The 1,959-nt window shown below is 51.5% G+C and carries 1 protein-coding gene; it reads left to right on the forward strand.

What is annotated here, in order from left to right; all coding sequences use genetic code 11:
* The coding region (locus B5D63_RS34475) for a condensation domain-containing protein (protein ID WP_235021709.1) at positions 1-1,959 on the forward strand (1,959 nt) is incomplete at both ends.

Below are 1,959 nucleotides of genomic sequence, written 5' to 3' on the forward strand. Positions count from 1 at the left end.
GGTAGAGCAGGTATTGTCTTCGTATATACATATCCGTCAGGCGGTGGTGACCGCACAGGAGGTGCACGGCGCCAAAGTGCTGGTGGCCTATTACGCGCCTGTCGCGGTAACTGATAAATCCGAGCTGAAAAGCTGGCTGCAGCAGAAGCTGCCGGAATACATGGTGCCGGCCTATTTTGTGGAAATGGAAGATATTCCGCTCACCAGCAGCGGCAAAGCCAATCGTAAAGCGCTGCCCCCGGTGAGTGGAGACGACATGATCCGAAGTGAGTACGTAGCGCCGGTGACCCCCATGGAATTCCAACTGGTAGCTATATGGCAGGAGGTGCTGGGTGTTACCGGGATAGGCGTGACCGATAGCTTTTTTGAATTAGGCGGACATAGCCTGAAAGCCACCCAGCTGATTGCTGCTTATTACCGCACCTTCAGGTTCCGTCCGAAATTACAGGAGCTGTTTGAGCATACTACAGTACAGTCGCACATAGCACTGATACATAACAGGGAAGGAGAAGTATACGAGCGTATTGCTCCGGCGGCCGCGGCTGACGGGTATCCTTTGTCCAGCGCCCAGGAAATGGTATGGACGCTCAGCCAGGTGAAGGATGGCCTGATCGCGTACAATATCCCTACGGTGAGCCCCGCCGAACCTGACTTTGATCCTGCCGCCTTTAAAAGAGCCCTGGCGGGATTGATCGACAGGCATGAAATACTGCGTACCGTGTTCCGTGCAGATGCAGAGGGGATACCCCATCAATACGTGCTGGACAGCCATGCATTGAACTATGTGATAGAGGAAGTGGATATCCGGCAGGCAGCAGATCCGCATCAGCATATCTATCATGCAATATTCGAAAATGATCTCTACCGGTCTTTCGATCTGCAAAATGGTCCGCTGTTCCGTATCACCTTGTTCCATACTTCGCAGGGATACTATATCTACTACCTGGTACATCATATCATCACAGATGGTATATCGGCAGAAGTGGCTGCCCGCGACATACGGGCGCTGTACCAGAAAGAGCGGCTGGGAACAGGTGCGCCGCTGCCCCAGCTGGACATACAATACAAAGATTTTGCTGTTTGGGAAAAGGACCAGATACTGCAAGGGCATTACGACGCGCACAGGAAATACTGGATACAGCATTTGTCAGGAGAAATACCGCCTGTCGACCTGCCGGCAGCCCGCAAACGGCCTGCCGTTAAAACCCACCATGGCCGGTATCTGAGTACCTATCTGCCGAAAGCGCTCACCGCACAGCTGTATGATTTTACCAAAAAACATAACGGCAGCCTGTTCATGACGCTGCTGGCGGCCTGGAATGCCTTGCTGTACCGTTATACCGGGCAATCAGATATCATACTCGGTGCGCCTTATGCCGGCAGGGTGCATCCCGATCTGGAAAATCAGATCGGCTGCTATATCAATACACTTTCTATCAGGAACCAGGTCAATGGCGAAGGTTCTTTCCTGTCATTGTACGACCAGGTAAAACAGCATACCCTTGAAGCATTTCAATACCAGATGTATCCTTTCTCTCAACTGGTAAGAGATCTGAAGGTGCGCAAGGATATCAGCCGGAGCAATGTATTATTTGATATTATGATCGCCCTGCAGAACTTCGAAGGCAAGGTGGAGGCGCCGGACAAATCAGAGGAAGAGTTGAACAGCATCGTGGACCTGGGCATGCGTTATGCGAAGTTTGATATGGAAATTAGTCTCTATGAGAGAGGCGATTATATCATGTTCCGTTTGAAATACAACTCCGACGTATATGACTATGACCTCATCGCCGGCCTGATGCAACACTTTAAACAGTTCTCCTCCGCTATGCTGGCGGACCCCGGGCAGGCGATCGATTCCGTTGATTTCCTCACCGCCGCGGAAAAAGAACAATTGCTGCAAGGCTTCAATGACACTGCCGTCACCTATGCACCGGGAAAAACTGTCCTGGACCTGTT

The organism is Chitinophaga eiseniae (assembly GCF_900167135.1).
In the GTDB taxonomy this organism is placed as follows: domain Bacteria; phylum Bacteroidota; class Bacteroidia; order Chitinophagales; family Chitinophagaceae; genus Chitinophaga; species Chitinophaga eiseniae.